The sequence below is a fragment of the Pedobacter sp. Leaf194 genome (assembly GCF_001423945.1).
Taxonomy (GTDB): Bacteria; Bacteroidota; Bacteroidia; order Sphingobacteriales; family Sphingobacteriaceae; genus Pedobacter.
Window position 1 is genome coordinate 40,920 of record NZ_LMPU01000014.1, and the last position, 21,062, is coordinate 61,981.

The window sequence follows — 21,062 nt, forward strand, 5'->3', positions numbered from 1 at the left end:
AATCCACCATTCAACCCCAAAAACTGTACAGCAACTTTCCAAAATAAAACATAAGATACCTAATCACCCTTCAAATCCTACCTTCATAAATATCGAATATAATACCTTGCTTTCTAGGCAAAAAACTTAAATTTGCGCCAACAAAAATCAAAAATATAATGAGTTTCAGAATAGAACACGATACCATGGGCGAGGTGCAGGTGCCTGCCGATAAATACTGGGGTGCACAAACCGAACGCTCACGCAATAACTTTAAAATTGGCCCTGAAGGATCGATGCCCAAAGAAATTATCCATGCTTTTGGTTACCTTAAAAAAGCAGCTGCATTGGCAAATACCGAACTTGGTGTACTTTCTGCAGATAAAGCCGATTTAATTGCTAAGGCTTGCGATGAAATTATCGCTGGCGATTTAGACGATCAGTTTCCACTGGTAATTTGGCAGACTGGTTCTGGAACTCAAAGCAACATGAATGGAAACGAAGTAATTGCAAACCGTGCCCATGTAATAAATGGTGGCGCATTAGCTGATGATAAAAAAGTACTTCATCCAAACGATGATGTGAACAAATCGCAATCATCGAATGATACCTACCCCACTGCAATGCATATTGCTGCCTATAAGTTAACAGTTGAAAATACGATTCCGGGTTTAGAAAAACTGCGCAACACTTTGGCGAAAAAGGTTGCAGAATTTGCTTCAATTGTTAAAACCGGTCGCACACATTTTATGGATGCAACACCGCTTACCTTAGGACAAGAGTTTTCAGGGTACGTGCAGCAAATCGATAACAGCATCAGGGCAATTAAAAACGCATTGGTTATGGTTGCTGAGCTTGCTTTAGGCGGAACCGCTGTGGGTACCGGACTAAATACACCCAAGGGTTACGATGTTTTAGTAGCTCAAAAAATTGCCGAATTAACCGGTTTACCATTCGTTACGGCTTCAAACAAATTTGAAGCATTGGCGGCGCACGATGCAATGGTAGAACTTTCCGGCGCACTAAAACGTACCGCTGTTGCTTTAATGAAGATTGCAAACGATGTTCGTATGCTTAGCTCTGGTCCGCGTTGTGGCATTGGCGAAATTGTCATTCCAGACAATGAACCGGGTTCATCAATTATGCCCGGGAAAGTTAATCCAACCCAACCGGAAGCTTTAACTATGGTTTGCGCTCAGGTAATTGGTAACGATGTTGCTGTTTCGGTTGGAGGGATGTCCGGTCATTTCGAGCTTAACGTTTTCAAACCGCTAATTGCAGCTAATGTATTGCAATCGGCTCGCTTAATTGGCGATGCCTGTGTTTCTTTCACTGATAAATGTGCGGAAGGCATCACAGCCAACCTACCTGAAATTGAAAAACATTTACAAAATTCGTTGATGCTGGTTACCGCCTTGAATCCTCATGTTGGTTACGAAAATGCAGCCAAGATTGCAAAGAAAGCACATAAAGAAAATAAAACCTTAAAAGCAGCAGCTGTTGAACTGGGTTTATTAACAAACGAACAATTCGATGAATGGGTTCGTCCGGAAGATATGGTTGGCAGCTTAAAATAATCAGCACCTCCTGGCCGCACTCTAAGCGAGAAATTTCTTTCTGTAGTTGTATTCAGGCGTTAGAAAGAGATGGTTTTTAAAGAGTAGGAGTTTTTGAAAAGCAGGGCAATTCGTTCTTCGGATTCGAAAGCCCCGCTTTTTGCTTCAAGTTTTTCAAACCTGCAGGTCTTTAAGACCATGCAGGTTTATCAAACGCTTTCCGCATCAATCGGGTTTATTTAACTCAAAACATTGCTTAAAAAATAATCGCCTTGCGAAAAATGCCACAATCAAAAAGCAAACATTTCAGTTTAAAAACAATAAAAACTTCTATAGGGTTAAGGCATTTGTACATTATACTTTTTACCTTTTCCATTCTCCAGCTTTCTTGTTCTCCCCGCCCTAATATCCAGGGTAAAGGCGAAGAATTTATGCAGGGTATTTGGAATGAAGATTCTGTTGCTTTCAGCAACAAACTGAGTAACTACACTCAGCACCATTTTAAAATAACCTGCGATTCTATCTACATCGACCTGGTTACGCGGAGCAAATTGAATTTATACGAAGATTCTTGCTATAACAATGGCATTTGGAAAGAGTATGCTAAAGGTGTTTATGCCGTAAAAGGCGATACGCTGTTTGTTGGGGCTACATTTACGCATGCCAATTACAAACAAAAAATCTCTGGTTGTTACCGCATTGGCCGCTACGATAAAAACTTCCTTATTAAGAAAAAATCTGCTGATACATTGGTTTTAGAAAGCTTAAGCGACCAACGGGAAATCAAATTATCACTAAAAGAAAAAGTTACCTGCGTACAAAAAGAATTATAAAAATGATTTCAGAATTGATTAAAAAGAAACTGGCAACAGCGGCGCTGATTTGCTCAATGGCATATTTACCAATTCATGCAAATGCCTGGGGCATGATTGGGCACCGGGTTGTAGGTGAAATTGCAGATAGTTACATTAACGCAAAAACGCGTAAAGCTATTCAGGCAATTCTGGGACCGGAAAGTATTGCCATGTCTGCCAATTGGGGCGATTTTATTAAATCAGACTCAACTTACAATTACATGTACAACTGGCATTTCGTAAACCTTCCGGGTGGCTTAGATAAGCAGGGTGTTTACAATATTCTGGAAGCGGAAAAGTCGCCAAGTTTGTATACTAAAATTCCGGAGTTAATTGCAGTTTTGAAAAAAGCAAGCAGCACTGCAGATGAGAAAAAACTGGCTTTGAGAATGCTTATTCATATTGCCGGCGATTTATGTCAGCCAATGCATGTGGCACACAAAGAAGACCTCGGCGGAAATCGTGTTTCAGTGTTATGGTTCAACGAGAAATCGAATTTGCACCGCGTTTGGGACGAACAGCTCATCGAATACCAACAATTGAGTTACACCGAATATGCCAAAGCAATTAATCATCCATCCGCGGTTCAACTTTACAACTGGAGAAATACAAGTTTAAAAGATTGCATTTATGAATCGTATCTGGTTTGTGGCAAAATATATGAAAACACAAAACCCGATTCGAAGCTAAGTTATCGCTATAATTTTGACTGGGCCGAAACATTGAACCAGCAATTACTGAAAGGTGGTATTCGGCTTGCTAAAATGTTAAACGACATCTACGCTTAAAAGTTTAAGAAAGTTAAACGCCACAAAATTGAGGCGTTTTTTTGTGTAGCATTTTCTTGGGTCCTTACGTTTAAGGTTCAAACCGACTGGAAAGAAAAGCTAAGCCTTATTTCTTCGTTATAATAACCTTAACGTGTAAAAAGAAAGCCCTAAATAATGGGTAAATTGGCCAAACTGATTTTAAATCAACTATGAGAAAAATAATTATAGTACTTTTTATTTGTGTTGCAGCGGCCTGCAAAAAAGATACTGACAAGACGCTTACCGCAAAAACGTGGGTTATCGAATCGGCAACGGTAAGCCCCGCCATGACCCTCGGTGCTAAAACAACAACAAATTATATTGAGTTGATGGGGCCAAATAGTTGCGTTGCCAATATGATGATAAACTTTTCGACAGACGGCACCTATTCAATGAGCTCGAACGGGGCGCTTTGTGACATGTATGTATCAACCGATATAAAAACCTGGAAAAGAGATGGCGAAAAAGTTATTTTATCGGCTAACGGAACTTCTCCGATGCTGCTGAAAGGCAATAAGCTAACCCAAACCACGAGTAATGCGCCTGGCGGCGTAATTTATACTATCGTTTACGTTTATAAGGCTCAATCCAAATAATTTGAAAGTACTCATGGTTTGCCTTGGCAACATCTGTCGTTCGCCTCTGGCAGAAGGCATAATGCGTCATTTATCCGAAGAAAAAAATCTGAACTGGGAAATTGCCTCAGCCGGAACCGGAAACTGGCACGTTGGAAAGGCACCAGATCATCGTAGTATTTTTGCTGCCAAAAAGCTGGGATATGACATTAGCAAACAGAAAGCCCGGCAATTTAATCAGAACATGTTCGAAATCTATGATTTGATTCTTGTTATGGACCGAAACAACCTAAGCGATGTTCAAAGCCTTGCAAGAAATACCGCTGAGCAAGAAAAGGTGAAACTATTTCTTGATAACGATGAAGTTACAGACCCATACTGGGATAATAGCCTCTTTGAGCCAGTTTGCAGGCAGGTAGAAGAAAGATGTAGAGAAATTATCAAACAACTTTCTTAATTTAGTGGAAACATCGCTAACCAAAAATTATGAAAAGATTATTTTCCATTTGCCTCCTTCTCGCCGCTCTTATTTTATTTCAAAGCCATACCTCGAAAAAGACGCCAAAGGTTTTGGTTTTTTCAAAAACAAAAGGTTTCAGGCACGCATCCATCGAGAAAGGAAAAATAGCAATAATGAAGCTTGGCGCAGCGCATAATTTCACGGTAGATACCACTGAAAACGCGTCGCTATTTACAGAAGCAAACCTTAAAAATTATGCTGCCGTTATTTTTCTGAGCACAACCGGCGATGTGTTGGATGATGCGCAGCAATCTGCATTCGAAAGGTATATCCAGGCTGGGGGCGGTTATGTAGGCGTGCATGCAGCAACCGATACTGAATATGGCTGGCCCTGGTACGGAAAATTGGCTGGTGCTTACTTTACAAGTCACCCGCAACAACAAAATGCTCGTTTTGTAATTAAAGATAGGAAGCATCCATCTACAAAATTCATGACTGATTCCGTTTGGATGCACAGAGATGAATTATATAATTTCAAAGATATCAATGCTGACATTAAAGTTTTGGTTACCATTGATGAATCGTCTTACAAAGGCGGCACAAATGGAAATTTCCATCCATTTAGCTGGTACCATAGCTATGATGGAGGAAGGGCTTTCTATACATCAATGGGTCATACAGATGAATCTTGGGTAGATGATATGTTTTTGAAACATCTGTATGGCGGAATTGAGTATGCCATCGGTAACCAGAAAAAGCTAGATTACACAAAGGCACATTCAAAATTACTGTGATAAACTTCTAAGCCAAAAGAATTAGCTAAACTCACACTGTTTCTAATAAGATACTAATAGAACAATTGCGAAAGCACATTCGAAGCAGATGGCGCTGCTGGTTTTAGTGACGTAAATTTGGCCAATTGGGCCACAGTCAAAACCGTAGCCAACTTAGACCGTAAACCAGAAGCAAGATTTTTTACTTTATTTGCAGCCGCAGCTGGCTCCGTTTTCCTTGCAGCCAACGCCGTTGCCTTTTGAACTAAAAAGTCTTTTATCATTGAGGTAACGGTGGGCTGTTGAGCAGCGCTCAAGTTTAAAGACGGTGTTAATTTTCCCATGATGCCTGATGTTAAACTGCCAACATCTAAGCCTGCTGATGAGGCGACAGCACTTGCTTTACTTAAAATACCTTGTGCGTTCGAGCTGAGATTTATACCCAAAACAAGAGCCGCTAAAATTAATAATTTCTTCATTTTCAAATAATTTTAGCTAAGGTAATATTTTTACTCCTTTTAAGAATATTAAGTGAGTTTAATTTCTTTCTTGTTCATTAAATAAATGTAGTTAAGCATACAGAACGATGCAACTGCACCGAAGGTGTGCCATAGAAAATGAGTGCCGATAGTTAGAATTTCCCATTTATCAGCGATGCGAAAAGTAAGTGCAAATATGAACGACAGCAGGGCGAAACCGACCCATTTACCATTTTTCCATTCGGTTTTTAGCAGGTAACCGAATACAGGAAACAGTACCAAAGCTGCCATAAAAGCATAATTTATGTTTATGAAAATTTGAAAATCTCCACCCTTAAATTGCTTCCGAAGAAAAAATTGAAAAAAGGAGTAGATTAAAACAATCAGGGCGGCAAAATACCATTTGGTAATCTTTCCTAAAAAATAAGTTCCGGCTGCAAGGCACAGCAACATAATCGGCATCCAGTCCATCATAATAAAGATTGGCCAGCGCCTAAAGGTATGGTAGGTGGTTCCACCGATGCCGCCGATGTAAAGCAAAACCAGCGCACCGCTTAAAAACGTGTGTTGTTTAAAATTGCCCCAAAGCTTAAAAGTCCAGTAAACTGCAATTGCCAGAAAAAAACAGCTTGTAATTGCATTCAATGGCTCAGGAAATAATTGGCTTAGGTTTGTTTCGGTGTAAACTGTACCACCATCGGGCGGATTCTGATTAAAAGCGCTCATGATTTATAACATTTAGTGACCATACTATTCTGCTTTTGTCAATGGCAAATTGGCTATTTTGCTTTAGTAAACCAGAAATGCATCGTAAAAAAGTTGCGACTTACGCGTAACAAAAAGCTAACATCACAACTTTGTTAGCCGGTAAAACCTGAATATAGCTATTAAGAATAAAGTTTTGATAAAAATGACAAACCTTTCCCTTTGCATCCTGTTGGAATAGTAACATCAAATCTTAAAAAAACATGAAAACAACATCAGCAACTGCAGAGGTTTTAAACGACCTTATTCAAATTAACAACGACCGTATAGAAGGTTATGAAAAAGCACGTCAGGAATTAAAAGATGGCGATGCCGACTTAAAATCTTTATTTTTAAATATGATTGAGGAGAGCCAAAAATACAAAATGGCGCTTGCTACAGAGGTTTCTGCTTTTGGAGAAGATATCGAAACCGGAACAACAACTTCTGGCAAAATCTACAGAGGATGGATGGACGTAAAAGCTTTATTTACGGGTCATGATCGTCAGACTGTTTTAAATAATTGTGAGTTTGGCGAAGACGCTGCTCAAAACGCATATAAAATGGCTTTGGAAGAAGAAGATTTACCTTCAAACATCAGAGCTTTGATTTCAGATCAGAAAGCTGCTTTAAGACAGTCGCACGATGAAATTAAAAGATTACGCGATTCGCAGGCATAAACCTTTGCCTTAATCAAATATAAAGCCCTTTCCGATAATATCGAAAAGGGCTTTTTTGGTTATAATAACTTTAGTTAAGCTTCCAGTTCCTTATCCAAATGCTCGGTAACTCTCTGAATGGTGTTATCTATCGTATTACTCAAAATTGTTAAGTAAGATCCTTTCTTGGCATTGTTAATAGCCTCTTGCAAGCACTCGGTACTTTTGTTATTAATTATAATTTCCTTATTGGGATCAACTTCATGAATGCCCTTTATAAGTAAATCAATTAACCCTTCCTGAGTACGGCCACGTAAATATTTCTCCTGGCAGATGTAAATTTTATCAAACATTTGCGCTGCAATGCGTGCGGTTTCAATAATATCTTCATCCCGCCTATCACCGGTACCTGAAATAATGCCTACATGTTCGGTTGATTCTACACTTTGCAGATAAGCTTTAACGCCGTTAAAACCATCAGGATTGTGGGCAAAATCTACCAAAACTTTAAAGTCTTTAAACCTGAAAACATTCATCCTGCCTGGCGTGTGGGCTGCCGATGGAATAAAAGTTTCCAGTGATAAACGAATATCGTCAGTTTTATAGCCCCATAAGTAGGCAGCAAGTGTTGCCGCCAAAACATTCTGAATCATAAAATTAACAGAGCCACCAAAAGTTAATGGAATGTGAGTGGCTTTATCAACGCGTAGCTTCCAATCGCCGGTTTTTATGGTGATGTAGCCGTTTTCATAAATTGCTGCCACACCGCCTTTACGGCAATGCTCTTTAATAACCGGATTGTTCTCATCCATACTAAAATAGGCAACGTTACACCGGGCATCTCTTGCAATTTTCACACAGTAACCATTGTCGGCATTTAGAACTGCCCAGCCTTTGCGGCGAACGGCACCGATTACGACAGCCTTAACCCTGGTTAAATCATCGAGGTTATGGATGTCTGCAATGCCCAAATGGTCTTCCTGAATGTTGGTTACCACACCAATATCGCATTGATTAAAGCCCAGGCCGGCTCTTAAAATACCCCCTCTGGCGGTTTCCAAAACTGCAAACTCTACAGTGGGGTCTTTCAAAATAAACTCTGCACTTACTGGTCCGGTGGTATCGCCCTTCATCAACATCGTATTGTGTACATACACGCCATCGGAAGTGGTATAGCCGACTCTTTTGCCATTACTGCGAATAATATGTGCAATCAAACGGGTTGTTGTGGTTTTTCCATTGGTACCAGTTACGGCAATGATTGGAATTTGCGATAGTTTACCTTGAGGATAAAGCATATCTATAACAGAGGCTGCAACGTTTCTTGGCAAGCCCTCGCTAGGCGCAAGGTGCATTCTAAAACCCGGAGCTGCATTAACTTCTAAAACAACACCACCATTTTCAGTTAGCGGTTGCGTCAGGTTTTGGGCCATAATATCAATGCCACAAATATCTAAACCGATTACGCGGGAAATGCGCTCGCAGATAAAGATATTTTGCGGGTGAACGATATCTGTAACATCAATTGATGTACCTCCCGTGCTTAGGTTCGCGGTCGATTTTAAGTAAACAACTTCACCTTTTTCCGGAATGGTTTCCAGGGTGTATTCCTTTTTTGCAAGCAAATCAAGTGTATCACGGTCGACAGCGATTTCTGTAAGCACGTTTTCGTGCCCATACCCGCGACGAGGATCTTCATTTTCCTTATCAATTAATTGTTGTATGGTGTGTATGCCATTACCCTTTATGTGCGCCGGATCGCGTTGCGCAGCCGCAACAACTTTATGGTCTATAACCAGTACTCGAAAATCGAATCCGGTAATAAATTTTTCTATAATAACTCTTCTGGAATATGTTTTGGCATACTCAAACGCAGCTCTGGCGGCTTCAAGTGTTTTAACATTAATGGTAGCGCCTTTGCCATGGTTTCCATCCAAAGGCTTAAAAACCAATGGAAAACCAACTTTTTTTACTGAGGCTTCCAAATCATCGGGGTTGGAAATGGTAACACCCGATGCCACCGGAATTGCGGCTTCGGTTAACAATCGTTTTGTTTCTTCTTTGTTGCTGGCAATATCTACGGCAATGCTGCTGGTTTTTTCTGTCATAGTTGCCCTAAAGCGAACCTGATTTTTACCATAACCTAATTGTACCAGAGAACTTTTGTTCAGTCGTATCCATGGAATACTCCTGCTTACCGCTTCCTGAACAATGGAGCCGGTGCTTGGACCTAGTGCTTCAAGTTCACGGATTTCTTTCATCCTGCGGATATCAGGTTCTAGGTCGTACTCAACATTATCAATTAAAGCCTGTGCAATTTTTACCGAAGCTTCTGCTGCATAAACGCCAACTTTTTCCTCCAGATAACTGAAAACAACATTGTAAATACCTTCGGTTTTGGTTTGGCGTGTTCTGCCAAAACCAGTTTCCATACCGGCAATGGTTTGAATTTCGAGCGCAATATGTTCGATAACATGCCCCATCCAGGTGCCTTCTTTAACGCGGGCAAAAAAACCGCCTTCAACGCCTTTCGAGCATCTGTGGCTAAACATGCTCGGCAATAATTTCTCTATACGTTCACTAAATCCTTCAATGGTGTTAGTTGGCCTTTGCTCTAATTCTTCCAAATCCAGTCGCATTTGTATTAGTTTCTTGCGACTTATAGACCAGATATTCGGCCCTCTTAATACTTGTATGTTTGATATCTTCATGTAATATTTTGTCGTTTTTTGTTAAACAAGCGTTAGCTACGGCCTATTTAATTCAATTTTTAAGGAGGTAATTGATGATTGTAAATTATGCATTTATTTTGAAAGTAGGTACAGCAATTAGCTAAATCAAATTTTGTGCACAATTGTTTTATTTTCAGCAGGAATGCAGCTGGTTTTCCTTGCGATTATTTCAACTTTTGTTAATAAAATGAATATTATTGACAAAAAAAGTCGTGTTTTTTATCTTATCCTGATATATTTGGGTTTTTTGATACTATAATAATACACAAAGAATGGTTCCGAAAGGTAAACTCATCATCATTGGTGGCGCGATAAATACTGGCAGTTTTGCAGAAACGCAATTTGGATTGCCAGAGAACATGAATTTTTTTGAACGTGGAATTTTAAAAAGAATTACAACAGAGTCAATTAAAGACACCGAATCACGCTTTGAAATTATTACAACAGCATCGTTAATGCCCGAGAAAGTTGGCGAAGAATATATTAAAGCCTACGCTCAGCTGGACGTTCATAATGTTGGTGTTTTAAATGTGACTAACCGCGAGGAAGCAAACGCAGAAGAAAACTGCGAACGCATAAAAGCAGCTGAAGTAATTATTTTTACCGGCGGAGATCAGTTGCGCCTTTCATCAATTTTCGGCGGAACGAAAATTCACCAGATTCTTTTAGAGAAATATAAAAATGAGGCGGTGGTTATTGCCGGAACTTCGGCCGGGGCAGCGGCGAGTTCTAAGAATATGATTTACCAGGGAAGCAGTAAAGACGCCTTACTTAAAGGAGAGGTGAAAATTACCGGCGGTTTAGGTTTTATAGATGATGTAATTGTGGATACCCATTTTGTACAACGTGGTCGGATTGGACGTTTGCTCTATGCCGCGGCCAGCAATCCTGGTATTTTAGGCATTGGCCTGGGCGAAGACACCGGTTTATTTGTTTCTGATGGTCATGTTATGGAAGCTATTGGTTCGGGCATGGTTATTTTAGTAGATGGCCGCCAAATGGCTGATACAAACCTGACCGATGTTGAAATGGGACAACCTGTTTCGATAAAAAATATGGTTGTACACGTTATGTGCGATGGCGACGTTTATGATCTAACGGACCATAGTTTGGTTATCCACCATCCGAAAGTGGTTCCGATAGGCTAATTCAGTTTTCAGTTAACAGCCATCATTTTTGAAAATGACATCTCGATAATTGATGCTAAATCTCGATACTAACAATGAAATTAATTATACACGGCGGTTTTTTTAGCGAATCTTCTACAAATCAGGAAACCAAAAAGGCGAAACAAGATGCACTGGGTCACATCGCAACTTTGGGTCACGAATACTTAAAAACGCACACCGCATTGGAAACGGTTGTTTACACAATTGCCTTACTTGAAGACAATGAATTGTTTAACGCCGGCATTGGCTCTCAAATCCAGAGCGACGGAAAAGTTCGTTTAAGTGCATCGTTAATGGATGGGAAAACCGAAAAATTTAGTGGCGTAATTAATATCGAGGATGTTAAAAATCCAATTGAAATTGCCCAAAGCCTCCTCGTTTATGACGATAAAGTGTTAAGTGGCGAAGGCGCACAAAAATTTGCCCGGGACAACGGTTTTACCTATTTCGACCCCATAACAGCTCAGCGAAAATCAGAATACGAAGCGAAAGTAAACCAACAAAATAACAAAGGTACTGTTGGCTGTGTTGCCTTGGATGGTGAGGGAAATTTAGCCGCGGGTACTTCAACTGGCGGTAAAGGTTTCGAAATTCCTTGTCGTGTAAGCGATTCTGCAACAGTTGCCGGAAACTATGCCAATCAATTTGCCGGTATTTCGTGCACTGGAGTTGGTGAAGACATTGTAAGTGGGGCGCTGGCGGCAAAAATTGTTACCCGTGTTACTGATGGTTTTCTTTTAAAAGATGCATGCGATAAATCTTTCAATGAACTTAAGGCTTTTGATGGTTTCGCTGGTGTAATCGGAATTACGTCGGCAGGCGAAATTTACCATTGCGATTTGCACCCTTACATGGTATGGGCGGCTTTTGATGTTAATTTACAGGTATTTAGCTAAAAATTGATTTAAAGTATTATTTTTGTTGCATGACTAAAATGGTTATCGCTTTTTTAAGCCTTTTTGCCTCCCTACAAATTCAAGCACAGAATATCGATAAGTCTGACCAGGAACCTGGAATAGGAGGAAGCGCCATAAATATTGCGGTTTCTAGATATGACCTCGCGGAAGGCACAAATTATTTTGAAGATGCAGAAGGTTTGGAAAAAAAAGGCGATTTTAATGAAGCCTTAACCCTTTTTGGCAAAGCTGCCTTTGAATTTAATGCGGTAAAAAACTTTGGTTTATATTGCCAGGCATTGATTAAAATGAGCAATATGCACTACCAGTTAGGCCGTTTTACAGATGCTGAACAGATATTGTTGAATGTTGTATTGAAGAATTACTCAAAGATGGGTAGTAGAGTTGGGCAAATGAATACCTACAACATTTTGGGCAAAGTTTACCTGGCTGATAATAAGTATACACAATCGATGTGGTTTTATACACAACAAGGCATCCTTGCGAAACAGCTTAGAAGTAGCAACGCTTATATAGAGTCGGTTTTAGGCCTTGCTCAGGTTAAAATCAGGAAGAAAGATTTTACTTTAGCCATTAAAGATTTAAATCAAGCTGAACTGCTCGCCAAATCTTTAAAGAGTAATCAATATAAAACACAGATTAAAGAATCACGCGAATTGATTGCAAACAAAGTCTCTCCTAAAAAATAGGTTTTTGTTGATTAACCGAGAGGTTTTGTGTTAAATAGCACGCATGAGTGTTGTTAAGTATGTTTTCGGGCACTCCTTATTCCATTCCAACAAAGACTTACGCTAAGTTTTCTGCCAGACAGGCATTTCAGAATCCTGAATTTGTAATTGTTAATTTTTGTTAAAATAATGAAGGCGTAATCGCCTGATTTTAAAACAAAAAGTGGCCTCCAACGTTATTTTAAGACAATTGCTAAATAAAAACCTTTTGGCTAAATTTGATACATTTAACAAGAGACGGTAATAATGCTGTCTCTTGTTTGTTTATTTGATAAAATGGTATCATATTGGCTATATAGAATATAGAAATGGATTTTAAATTATTTAAAGAGATGTTGAAGAGAATATTTTTTGTACTTTTTACTGCCGCGGTTATCGCCTGCCACGCGGCCCCGAAAACCCAACCAGTAGTAGAGGGTGTAACTAATGTGAAGCCAGACGAACAGCAACAGTTGGTTATTAAGGAAGTGGTAAATCTTATTGAAAGCTACAATTATAAAAAGCTTGAGATTAATGACTCCATCTCTTCGCTGATTTTGGATAAATACATAAAAGCACTGGATCAGGGCAAAAATTACTTTCTGGCATCTGATATTAAAGAGTTTGAAAAATACAGGTTTACGCTCGATGATGATTTCAAAAACGGAGATTTAAGTGGCCCATTCTTTATCTATAATGTTTACGCGAAGCGTTTAAATGAATATTTCAGTTATTCACTTGCGCAGATTAAAAACAAATACGACTTCAACCAGACAGATACTTATGTTTACGACCGAGAAAAAATGCCTTGGGCAACTTCTACAACGGCCTTAAACGATACCTGGAAAAAACGTATCAAATATGAACTCATTAATTTAAACCTGGCGGGCACTGCGCAGGCTAAAAACGTAGAAACTTTAACCAAGCGTTATCAGAATCTTCAATCGCAAACCTCTAAAACTAATAATCAGGATGTGTTCCAAATTTTGATGGATGCTTTTACAGAATCTATTGATCCGCACACAAATTATTTTAATCCGGTAAATGCAGTTGCTTTTAATGAAGATATGTCTCGCTCATTCGAAGGCATTGGCGCAAGGTTACAACTGGAAAATGAAGTGGTTAAAATTTCGGAAATCATTGCCGGCGGACCCGCCTTCAAGGATAAACAATTAAGTCCTGGCGATAGAATTATCGCGGTTGCCCAAGGTGATAACGGAGAATTTGAAGATGTTGTTGGCTGGAGATTAGATGCAACCGTTTCTAAAATTAAAGGCGCTAAGGGCACAAAAGTTCGCTTAAAAGTGATTCCTGTTGGTAAAGAAATGTCATCTAAACCTGTTATTATTTCACTTGTTAGAGATAAAGTGGTTTTAGAAGAAACATCAGCCAAGAAAAAAGTAAAAACCGTAACGCAGAATGGTAAGGAATATAAAATGGGTATCATTACCCTACCTGCCTTTTACGCCGATTTTAAAGCTGCAAATGCTGGTGATAAAAATTATAAAAGTACTACCCGCGATGTAAGAAAGCTTATTGATTCGTTAAAAACGTTCGACAAGGTTGATGCCATTGTAATGGATTTACGCGGCAATGGTGGTGGCTCGTTAGTTGAAGCCATTTCATTAACGGGTTTGTTCATCGATAAAGGCCCTGTTGTACAGGTTAAAGATTTACGTGGCAAGATTGAGGTTGATGAAGATGAAAATACAGGTGTGGCCTGGGATGGACCTTTTGGTGTAATGGTAGACAGGTTAAGCGCTTCTGCCTCTGAAATTTTTGCTGGTGCAATTCAGGATTATGGTCGCGGTATTATTATGGGAAGCCAGACTTATGGTAAAGGAACTGTTCAGTCTTCTATCGATTTAAACAAATTAGTTAACCCAAGTATGTTGCAAAGGGTGGCAGGTTTAATTACAAAGAATAAGACAACTGGAACAGCGCCATCATCTACTAATGCGGCAGATATTAACCTTGGCCAAATTAACCTTACGATGGCTAAATTTTACCGTGTAGCGGGCAGTAGTACGCAACACAAAGGTGTAACTCCGGATGTCGTATTTCCATCTCTATACCCAATGGATAAGATTGGTGAAGATACAGAGCCATCTGCATTACCTTGGGATGTAATTCCAAGCTCGAACTTTAAGGCCGTTGCAAATTTAACTGCGGTAAAACCGAGTTTAATCAAAAACAGCGAGCAACGTATTGCTAATTCATTGGATTTTAAATACCTTAAACAGGACATCGCTGAGCTTAAAAAACGTGATGCTGAGGTTTCAGTAACACTAAACGAAGCAAAATTAAAGGCAGAACGCGATGCTCAGGAGACCAAAACCCTGGCAAGAGTAAACGAATTGAGAACCGCCAGAGGTTTGCCACCGATAAAAAAGGGTGAAAAAAACACTAAGCAAGATTCGTTTGATTTTATCGAAGATGAGTCATTACATGTAATGGGCGATTTTATGCAACAATCTGGCAATTACGTTATGAACCTTGGGTTAATGCCTAAGAATAATTAAATTATAGTTTGTAAAAAAAACCCGCTAAAATTTAAATTTTAGCGGGTTTTTTTTTGCTTTGAAACTTGGCTTCTTTTAATCTTATTTTCCTTGCTGTCCAGGCTGATTTTGTCTGTTCAACTGCATGGCCATCATCTCCTTCATGGTTTTATTCATCCCCTCTGTGCTGCCATCCAAGAAAATAATGTTCCCTTCACCGTATTCAGCAAACTGCTTAATGGCTTCAGTCCACATGGTAAATAGAATAACCGAAGTATCAAGATTTGCCTGTTGCATTTCATGTGCGGCATTTGTCATACCCTTTGCAACTTCCTCTCTAAACAGCGCAATACCCTGTCCGCGTAGCTGAGCAGCTTCACGTTCAGCCATAGCTGCAATTTTAATTGCATTACCATCAGCTTCAGCACCTTTTGTTTTGGTAATCAGCAAAGCCTGACCTTCATTTTCTGCAGCCGCCTTTAAATTATTGGAAGCCACAACCCTGCTCATTGAGCGCATAATCTCTTCATCGAAGGTAATGTCGTTGAGCTGCAGATCTTGTAAATGATAGCCCCAACCATCTAAAACCTGGTCTATTTGCTCCTTCACATGCAAAACGATTTCATTACGCTGAGCCAGAACGTTAGCTTGTTTTTGTGTAGCCACATAGGCACGAATAGAACCTTCAATCGTTCTGATTAATGCCTGCATCAAATTGGTTGCATCAACAAATTTAAAGGCTACATTTTTAATGGTTTCTTCATCCTGATTTACAACAGAATACAAAAGCATAGCTTTAAAATAAACATTTGCCTGATCCTGCGTTACCGCCTGGAAAGACAACTCTACAGATCTGTTTTGAATGGAAATGCGGGAGTAAATCTGCTCAATGAGCGGAATTTTAAAGTTCAGGCCTGGTCTTAATTGCCTTTGATACTTACCGAAAACAGTTATAACGGCAATTGTACCCTGTTTAACTGTTACAAACGAGCTCAGCAGGATAATGATTCCGAAGAATATAAGAATGTAAATTGCGTATTGCATAATTAGATTTTTTTATGAAGTTATAAAAAATTCATACAAACTACATGATGGTTTTTGTAGCTTTATTTTTTCCTAACTAAATTATATTCAAATGAAAAAGAATTTATTTCTGCCTGCAGCTGCCTTGTTATTACTGGCAGCCTGCCAGAACGATAAAAATCATCAGGCTACTGAAGCAGACCAAAGAACTGTATTTTTTGATACCGCCGGAATGGACACTACCGTAAAGCCGGGCGATAACTTTTTTCTTTACGCCAACGGAAAATGGATGAAAAATGCTCAGATTCCTAAAACTGAAACCGGCTGGGGTTCATTCTACACGCTTTATAACGACAACCTGAAAAACTTAAAAAGCATATTAGAACACGCCGCAAAGAGTAGTGCCGCTGCCGGCACCGCCGAACAAAAAGTTGGAGATTTTTATGCAAGCGGAATGGATTCCCTAACCATCGAAAAATTAGGTACAGAGCCGGTTAAACCATTGCTATCAAAAATAGATGCTATAAAAAATGATAAAGATTTAATCAATTTTATTTCCGAGGGATTTAAAGAAGGCGAGGGAGATTTGTTGGGTTTTGGTATCGAACCGGATGATAAAATGAGTTCAAAAAATGCGCTTGTTTTCGTGCAGTCTGGTATTAATTTACCAGAGCGTAGTTACTATTTGGATCAAGATGATAAGGCAAAGAAAATCAGGACGGAATATGTAAAATACATCAATAAGATATTCACCTTATCGGGCGATTCGGCTAATGCAGCAAAATACGCCGATGACATTTTGAAACTTGAAACAGCGCTTGCAACTTCACATTCTACACCTGTTGAACTTCGTGACCCGCAGAAAAACTACAATAAATTTGCTGTGGCAGATTTCCAGAAACAGATGCCAAATATCGATTTCAAACTGGTTTTAAATAAACTTGGCGCTACTACCGATACGGTAATTGTTCGCCAGCCAAAATACTATCAGGCACTTTCCGGGTTGATAAAGAGCCAGCCTATTGCAATCTGGAAAGAGAAATTGAAATTCGACGCGTTAAATGCCTCGGCCAATGCGCTTACCAAATCATTCAGAACGGCTAAATTCGATTTCTTCGGTAAAACTTTATATGGCCAGCCATCACAAACTGAAAGGTGGAAAACTATGGTAAGCAACACCGACAGAAACCTTGGCGAACTCTTAGGACAGCTTTATGCCGAACAATATTTTAAACCAGAGGCTAAAAAACGCATGCTCGAACTGGTGAATAACCTGCAAAAAGTTTACGAAGACAGGATTAAAAAAGTAGACTGGATGACTCCTGAAACTAAGAAAAAAGCTTTAGAGAAATTGAACGCTTTTGTTAAAAAAATCGGCTATCCGGATAAGTGGAAAAAATATGATGATGTCGAAATTTCAAAAAACACTTATTACGCAAATCTACAGTCGGCTAAGAAGCACGACTACAAAGAGATGATAGATAAGTTAGGCAAAGCTGTAGATAAAACAGAGTGGGGAATGACGCCGCCAACTGTAAATGCATACTATAATCCATCATTTAATGAAATTGTTTTCCCGGCCGGAATTTTGCAATTTCCATTTTTTGCATTTAATGCCGATGATGCGATCAACTACGGAGCAATTGGTGCGGTGATAGGCCATGAAATGACCCATGGTTTTGACGACCAGGGGCGCCAGTATGATGCTGCCGGTAACTTAAAAGAATGGTGGACAAAAGACGATGCTGCTAAATTTAAAGCTAAAGCAGATAAAGTAGTAGCATTTTATAACAATTTCTCGTTGTTAGATAACCAGCATGTGAACGGTGCCCTAACCCTTGGCGAAAACCTGGCAGATATTGGCGGGCTAAACATTGCTTACGATGCATTCAAATTAACCAAACAAGGCAAAAGCAGCGACAAGATTGACGGCTTTACACCAGACCAACGCTTCTTTTTAGGCTTTGCACAGGTTTGGAGAATGAAGAACCGCGATGAAAGCATGCGTGTTCGTTTAAAAACTGACCCACATAGCCCCGAAATGTTCCGTGTTAATGGCCCGGTTTACAATATGGAAGCTTTCTATAAAGCATTTAACATACCCGCAACGGCCAAAATGTACGTAGCACCTGCAAACAGGTTAGGCGTTTGGTAGTTCCAGTTTAGTTATAAAATGACCGTTGCATTTATAGCCACAGATGCTCAGATTTTATCTGCTTATCTGTGGCTTGTTTTTTGGATTATCTCATCTTTTTTTCTAAGCGCAAACAAAAATCAATTTTTTTTGTCTTTACTCTGATAATTTTAAAACTATGAACGTAAAACGCACTTTTGGAACAGTCCTAACCATTTTAGGAATAATTGGATTAATTTATGCAGGTTGGGGTTTTGTACAACATAGCCAGCAAACCCGTGGATTACTCGTTTACGGTGTAATTGGATTAATATTTTTTGTTTCGGGAATTGGATTAGTGAAAAATACTAAGGACGAGGCTTAGGGCCAAAAAAGCCTGCCGCTCTCGAATTTCTAAACCTAGGTATGAACCGTCCTTAAAAATTTGTAGGTTTTTTTTGAAAACGTAGGACAATTAGTTGGTTATTTCCTTTTGCCTTTAATAATTAGAAACTGGCTATAAGCAACCAATGACCCGGCTAAAATAATAATGCCCGCAGATAATAAATTTTTTGGATTCTTGTTAATGTAAAACGCGGCAGCTAAAACTAAAATTGCCGCTGCTACACCTACGATATAATGAAGAATTAATCCTTTTTTCATTGTAAAATTTATTTGTGGTTGGTAATATTAAAACTTCCGACCGGCTGAACAAACGATTCTAACTTATTCTTTTGCTAAAGTGATTCTGCTATTTTCAAAGGAAAGCTTATGGCCTGTAAAATCTTCGTCAGTCAATTGCTTAATTCGTTTAAAAGCCCTTTCATTTTCGTCTACCGTTAATCGATTAATTTTGTCTTGCTGTACAGAAACCACATCGGCATACAGGAAATCGCCTTTCGAGTTAATTTTTAGTTGAAGTAAAGGGGCAATGCCATTGTTTCCTTTTAAGCTAAACATGCCGTAAGTGCAAAAATTACCCAAACTGTAAGCAATAAATTTATTTTTATAAACTTCTACCGCTCTGGTTACATGCGGCCCATGACCAAGAACCACATCCGCACCTGCATCGATAACTGCATGCGCAAATGCATAAACATTACCACGGTTTTCTTTATAAAAAATCTCATTTTTTCGCGTTACATGTTCAAACCTTGCCCCTTCACCGCCGCCGTGAAAAGACACAATTACAACATCAACTTGCTTTTTTAACCGGGCAACTAATGCTTTAGCACTATCAATTTTATTGATAGAAACGGTGTTTTCGTTAGGTGCAAATGCACAGAAACCATATTTAACACTATCCTTTTCGAAAATTTCGAATGGTTTATTAACCTGTCCCGCGTAATGTATTTTTAAAGAATCTAAAATCTTCGCCGTATTTTTTCTTCCTTTTGCATCGAAATCGCCAACATGGTTATTTGCAATGCTTAACACATTAAATCCTGCTTTTTTATAAATCCCGGCGTAACGTTCGGGCATGCGAAAAGCATAACAATTGTTCGGATTTATGCCATTACACTTGGTCGAATTTCCAGCGTTTAAGAAACAGCCCTCCAGGTTTCCAAAGACAATATCACCTTTAAGCAAGCTATCCACTGCCTGGAAACTGTTCACCGCATCATCGGGCGGAAGGTTTACGGTTGACGGAAAAGCCGAACCCAGCATAATATCACCTACAGCTGTTATCGAAATTGTGCCCTTAATTTTTGTGATAATAGTATCGGCTTTTGGCTTTGAAACAGTTACCTGAGCACTATTACCGGTGCAGCTAAGAAATATGATTACAATAAGGAATGATAAAATTATGCTATTGGTTAACTTCATTTAGTCGTGTTATGTTATAAAAAAATCCTTCCCAAAATAATGGAAAGGATTATATTTTTTAAATCGAAAATCGTCAATCGGGTTATTCTACCGTAAAATCTTTCTTAAATGATTCAAGAATTCTTCCACCCTTGTAAAAATAACGGCTGTAATACGGCTCGTTCAAATTACTAATGACCACACCGCGAGAGCTTGATGCATGTGCAAACCTGTTATCGCCAAGGTAAATACCAATATGAGAAATGCTTCTGCTTTTTATTTTGAAGAAAACCAAATCGCCTTCTTTTAAATCTTCTTTAGAAAGCGGGTCTACCATGCTAAAAATATCTCTCGAATTTCTTCTAATTGTAGTGTTGAAAACTTTGTCGTAAATCGCTTTCGTAAAAGCTGAACAATCAATGCCTTTTTTTGTGTTTCCGCCGAAACTATAAGGGGTTCCAATCCATTCGTAAACAAATTTGTACAATTTCAAGTTTGAAGTCGCATCTACTGCAACACCCATAACCTGCGAGAAATACTGTGATGCAAGATTGTCTGGGTCTGTTAATTCTTTACCGGATTCTTTTGTTTTTGTTTGCGCAAATGCGGCTGAGAGCGTGCAAATAGCGATTAGGGATGAAAACAAAAATTTTTTAATCATGTTATACAGTTATGTTTGGGTAACTCACTTACACATTAACGTACACCACATGGGCTTATTGTTGGTGTCCAAAAATATCAATAATCTAAATGTCATCCAAATGTTTTACGTTTAAAATAAAAAGTTATTAACATTTTCACGGTTTTTACACAAAAATTGACGTCCTAAAACTTAAAATAATCTGGAAAGCACAGCCTGTATTTCTTTCAGTCCGAAAGTCCTGCTATCACTTCAATCTTTTTGCGATTGTTAGCAGATTACTTCAACGGTTTGCAACAAAAAGTATTTCCGCTCTATCAGGTTTATCATCATTGGCTTGTTTTCCTGTCACAATAATTTACACCTTCAAAATAACCATCTATACCTTTTTTGTGAGAGGCTAAATGCATTAATTTGCCAGTTTAAATTGGAAGCGAAGCACGAAGCAGCTTACCACGCGGGATAAGAGATTCCCAGCACTACCTACATTCCTTTTTTCGTTTTTAGGGATGGGCATGATGGGTTTAAAATCCTTAAAAAAATGCGCAAACCAGTTTGTTACTTAA

Annotated in this window: 20 protein-coding genes; 13 read left to right on the forward strand and 7 right to left on the reverse strand. The window is 39.0% G+C overall.

What is annotated here, in order from left to right; genetic code table 11:
* The first annotated feature begins 158 nt into the window (after positions 1 to 158).
* The 6 genes from fumC (at position 159) to ASG14_RS18995 (ending at position 5,027) form a co-directional block, all read left to right on the forward strand.
* Complete coding sequence (fumC, locus tag ASG14_RS18970; RefSeq protein WP_056872654.1) at positions 159 to 1,556, forward strand: class II fumarate hydratase; 1,398 nt, start codon at positions 159 to 161, stop codon at positions 1,554 to 1,556.
* Between the two features lie 260 nt (positions 1,557 to 1,816).
* Positions 1,817 to 2,368 (forward strand): fumarate hydratase, encoded by a 552-nt coding sequence (locus ASG14_RS18975; protein ID WP_082491719.1) that lies wholly within the window; start codon positions 1,817 to 1,819, stop codon positions 2,366 to 2,368.
* A 2-nt stretch (positions 2,369 to 2,370) separates the two neighbouring features.
* The gene (locus ASG14_RS18980) at positions 2,371 to 3,177 is read left to right on the forward strand and encodes a S1/P1 nuclease (protein WP_056872655.1); all 807 of its coding nucleotides are present in this window, start codon (positions 2,371 to 2,373) and stop codon (positions 3,175 to 3,177) included.
* 191 nt (positions 3,178 to 3,368) lie between these two features.
* The gene (locus tag ASG14_RS18985) at positions 3,369 to 3,794 is read left to right on the forward strand and encodes a hypothetical protein (RefSeq protein ID WP_056872656.1); all 426 of its coding nucleotides are present in this window, start codon (positions 3,369 to 3,371) and stop codon (positions 3,792 to 3,794) included.
* 1 nt (position 3,795) lies between these two features.
* Positions 3,796 to 4,230: a low molecular weight protein-tyrosine-phosphatase gene (locus ASG14_RS18990; RefSeq protein WP_056872657.1), complete on the forward strand. Its 435-nt coding sequence runs from the start codon at positions 3,796 to 3,798 to the stop codon at positions 4,228 to 4,230.
* Positions 4,231 to 4,259: 29 nt separating this feature from the next.
* Complete coding sequence (locus ASG14_RS18995) at positions 4,260 to 5,027, forward strand: ThuA domain-containing protein (RefSeq protein ID WP_056872658.1); 768 nt, start codon at positions 4,260 to 4,262, stop codon at positions 5,025 to 5,027.
* A 53-nt stretch (positions 5,028 to 5,080) separates the two neighbouring features.
* Here the strand turns inward: ASG14_RS18995 and ASG14_RS19000 are convergent, their stop codons facing one another.
* The gene (locus ASG14_RS19000) at positions 5,081 to 5,485 is read right to left on the reverse strand and encodes a hypothetical protein (protein WP_056872659.1); all 405 of its coding nucleotides are present in this window, start codon (positions 5,483 to 5,485) and stop codon (positions 5,081 to 5,083) included.
* 48 nt (positions 5,486 to 5,533) lie between these two features.
* The gene (locus tag ASG14_RS19005; RefSeq protein WP_056872660.1) at positions 5,534 to 6,211 is read right to left on the reverse strand and encodes a hypothetical protein; all 678 of its coding nucleotides are present in this window, start codon (positions 6,209 to 6,211) and stop codon (positions 5,534 to 5,536) included.
* A gap of 242 nt (positions 6,212 to 6,453) precedes the next feature.
* On the opposite strand from ASG14_RS19005, the gene ASG14_RS19010 reads away from it, so the two are divergent.
* Positions 6,454 to 6,909 carry a PA2169 family four-helix-bundle protein gene (locus ASG14_RS19010; protein ID WP_056872661.1) on the forward strand — a complete coding sequence of 152 codons (456 nt, stop codon included), beginning with the start codon at positions 6,454 to 6,456 and terminating at the stop codon, positions 6,907 to 6,909.
* A gap of 74 nt (positions 6,910 to 6,983) precedes the next feature.
* On the opposite strand, the gene cphA is transcribed toward ASG14_RS19010, so the two are convergent.
* Positions 6,984 to 9,599: a cyanophycin synthetase gene (gene cphA, locus ASG14_RS19015; RefSeq protein ID WP_056872662.1), complete on the reverse strand. Its 2,616-nt coding sequence runs from the start codon at positions 9,597 to 9,599 to the stop codon at positions 6,984 to 6,986.
* Between the two features lie 293 nt (positions 9,600 to 9,892).
* On the opposite strand from cphA, the gene ASG14_RS19020 reads away from it, so the two are divergent.
* The 4 genes from ASG14_RS19020 (at position 9,893) to ASG14_RS19035 (ending at position 14,935) form a co-directional block, all read left to right on the forward strand.
* Positions 9,893 to 10,768: a cyanophycinase gene (locus tag ASG14_RS19020; protein ID WP_056872663.1), complete on the forward strand. Its 876-nt coding sequence runs from the start codon at positions 9,893 to 9,895 to the stop codon at positions 10,766 to 10,768.
* A 74-nt stretch (positions 10,769 to 10,842) separates the two neighbouring features.
* Entirely contained in the window at positions 10,843 to 11,685 is an 843-nt protein-coding gene (locus ASG14_RS19025; protein WP_056872664.1) for an isoaspartyl peptidase/L-asparaginase, read from the forward strand.
* Between the two features lie 29 nt (positions 11,686 to 11,714).
* Positions 11,715 to 12,395 (forward strand): hypothetical protein, encoded by a 681-nt coding sequence (locus ASG14_RS19030; protein WP_056872665.1) that lies wholly within the window; start codon positions 11,715 to 11,717, stop codon positions 12,393 to 12,395.
* A 371-nt stretch (positions 12,396 to 12,766) separates the two neighbouring features.
* A complete protein-coding gene (locus ASG14_RS19035) occupies positions 12,767 to 14,935 on the forward strand; it encodes a carboxy terminal-processing peptidase (protein ID WP_235528625.1) in 2,169 nt (722 codons plus the stop codon).
* An 81-nt stretch (positions 14,936 to 15,016) separates the two neighbouring features.
* Here ASG14_RS19035 and ASG14_RS19040 read toward each other — a convergent pair whose 3' ends face one another.
* Entirely contained in the window at positions 15,017 to 15,958 is a 942-nt protein-coding gene (locus ASG14_RS19040; RefSeq protein ID WP_056872667.1) for an SPFH domain-containing protein, read from the reverse strand.
* 91 nt (positions 15,959 to 16,049) lie between these two features.
* Here ASG14_RS19040 and ASG14_RS19045 point away from each other — a divergent pair, with 91 nt between their 5' ends.
* Positions 16,050 to 18,092 carry a M13 family metallopeptidase gene (locus tag ASG14_RS19045; protein ID WP_056872668.1) on the forward strand — a complete coding sequence of 681 codons (2,043 nt, stop codon included), beginning with the start codon at positions 16,050 to 16,052 and terminating at the stop codon, positions 18,090 to 18,092.
* 157 nt (positions 18,093 to 18,249) lie between these two features.
* A complete protein-coding gene (locus ASG14_RS19050) occupies positions 18,250 to 18,435 on the forward strand; it encodes a hypothetical protein (protein ID WP_056872669.1) in 186 nt (61 codons plus the stop codon).
* A gap of 98 nt (positions 18,436 to 18,533) precedes the next feature.
* On the opposite strand, the gene ASG14_RS19055 is transcribed toward ASG14_RS19050, so the two are convergent.
* The 3 genes from ASG14_RS19055 to ASG14_RS19065 all read right to left on the reverse strand — a co-directional run bounded on the left by ASG14_RS19055 (position 18,534) and on the right by ASG14_RS19065 (position 20,517).
* Entirely contained in the window at positions 18,534 to 18,713 is a 180-nt protein-coding gene (locus ASG14_RS19055; RefSeq protein ID WP_056872670.1) for a hypothetical protein, read from the reverse strand.
* Positions 18,714 to 18,776: 63 nt separating this feature from the next.
* Entirely contained in the window at positions 18,777 to 19,877 is a 1,101-nt protein-coding gene (locus tag ASG14_RS19060; protein ID WP_056872671.1) for a CapA family protein, read from the reverse strand.
* Between the two features lie 82 nt (positions 19,878 to 19,959).
* Positions 19,960 to 20,517, reverse strand: coding sequence for a C40 family peptidase (locus ASG14_RS19065; RefSeq protein ID WP_056872672.1), 558 nt, complete (start codon positions 20,515 to 20,517; stop codon positions 19,960 to 19,962).
* Between the last annotated feature and the right edge of the window lie 545 nt (positions 20,518 to 21,062).